General features: G+C 66.9%; 1 protein-coding gene. It reads left to right on the forward strand.

The genetic code is table 11. The features are described from left to right. Positions 1–32: 32 nt before the first annotated feature. Positions 33–1,565, forward strand: a complete 1,533-nt coding sequence (locus tag ACWC2T_RS45990) for an ISL3 family transposase (protein WP_450676239.1) — start codon at positions 33–35, stop codon at positions 1,563–1,565. Positions 1,566–1,602 lie beyond the last annotated feature (37 nt).

The following is a 1,602-nucleotide window of genomic DNA, read 5'->3' on the forward strand; positions in this document are numbered from 1 at the left end:
GAGCGTCGTGATAGGTCGTTGACATTCGCGTGATGGATGTCAACGAGCTTGTGCAGGCGGTCTTCTCGGGTCTGTCCCCGCTGGTCATCGAGGATGTGGCCGACGAAGGTGAGCGGATCTTGGTGCGGGCACGGACTTCGCTGGACACCGCGGTCTGCCCGGTGTGCCGGGCCTCGTCGGAACGCGTGCACGGCTATCACTGGCGGACCGTCGCGGACGTGCCGGTCGATGAACGACGGGTGGTGGTCCGTGTCCGGGTGCGGCGTCTGGTGTGTCCCACCCGCGGCTGCCTGCACACCTTCCGCGAACAGGTGCCCGGAGTGCTGGACCGATACCAGCGGCGTACGACCCGTCTGACCAGGCAAGTCAAGGCCGTGGTCAAGGAGTTAGCGGGCCGGGCCGGGGCGCGTTTACTGGCGATACTCGCGGTGAGCCTGTCGCGTCACACGGCCCTGCGCGCCCTGCTGAGGATGCCGTTGCCCACCGGGCGGGTGCCCCGTGTGATCGGCGTCGACGACTTCGCTCTGCGCCGGCGCCACCGCTACGCCACCGTGATCATCGATGCCGAGACCCATGAACGGATCGACGTGTTGCCCGACCGCACGGCCGACACCCTGGAAGCGTGGCTGCACGAACATCCAGGCATCGAGGTCGTGTGCCGTGACGGCTCGGCGACCTATGCCGAGGCTATCCGCCGTGCCCTGCCTGACGCGGTGCAAGTCGGTGATCGCTGGCATGTATGGAAGAACCTGTGCGAAGCCGCCCTGAGCGAGGTGAAGGCACACAGCGCCTGCTGGGCCACCGTACTGGACGCGCCGATCTACGACGGACCCCGCGCCCAGACCACCCTCGAACGCTGGCACCAGGTCCATGGCCTGCTCGACCAGGGCGTGGGCCTGCTTGAATGCGCCCGCCGCCTGCAACTGGCCCTGAACACCGTCAAACGCTACGCCCGAGCCGACCGGCCCGAGCGCATGCTCCGCGTCCCCAAATACCGTGCCAGCCTGGTCGATCCCTACCGCGAGCACCTGCGCAAACGCCGAAGTGAAGACCCCGGCGTCCCCGTCCAGCACCTCTTCGAAGAGATCAAGGCCCTCGGCTTCACGGGCTGTCTGAACCTTCTGCACAAGTACATCAACCAAGGCCGTGCAGACGCCGACCGCAGCCATATCTCGCCACGTCGACTCGCCCGGATGCTGCTGACCAGGCCCGACAACCTCAAGGCCGAGCAGCACGAGCTCCTGGCCAAGCTCACCGCCGCCTGCCCCGAGATGACCCAACTGGTCAGAGCTATCAGGGACTTCGCCCCGCTCCTTACGCCACACACCGACAACGCCGATGCGCTCACGCACTGGATCGCCCAAGTCCGAACAGTCGACCTGCCCCACCTACACGCCTTCACCCGGGGCCTGGACCGAGACATCGACGCCGTGATCGCCGGGCTCACGCTTCCGTACAGCAACGGCCCGACCGAGGGCGTCAACACCAAGACCAAACGGATCGCGCGCCAGATGCACGGACGAGCAGGCTTCACCCTGCTCCGGCACCGCATCCTCCTCGGATAACAGCACGCTCCGTCACCACCGAACGCGAGACAGGGCC

It is taken from the genome of Streptomyces sp. NPDC001393 (genome assembly GCF_053597455.1).